Source organism: Streptomyces sp. SID5785 (assembly GCF_009870065.1).
Lineage (GTDB): Bacteria > Actinomycetota > Actinomycetes > Streptomycetales > Streptomycetaceae > Streptomyces.
On record NZ_WWIA01000923.1, the window covers coordinates 1 to 260 of the forward strand.

The following is a 260-nucleotide window of genomic DNA, read 5'->3' on the forward strand; positions in this document are numbered from 1 at the left end:
TCGGTGTGGCGGGCCATGGGGTCGGCGCGCAGGGTGTGGGTGCCGTCGGGGCGGGTGATGTCGAATTTGTAGAGTTCGCCCTCGTCGATGCCGGGCACGAACAGTTCCCAGACACCCGACGAGCCGAGCGAACGCATCGGGAACGCGGTGCCGTCCCACGCGCAGAAGTCCCCGCACACGCGCACCCCTAGGGCGTTCGGTGCCCAGACGGTGAATCGGGTGCCGGTGATGCCCTGGTGGGTCATGGGGTGGGCGCCCAG

The 260-nt window shown here is 69.6% G+C and carries 1 pseudogene; it reads right to left on the reverse strand.

Going from position 1 to position 260, the window contains the following annotated elements:
* A pseudogene (locus tag GTW43_RS30135) lies at positions 1 to 260 on the reverse strand (1,4-alpha-glucan branching enzyme); the annotation flags it as partial.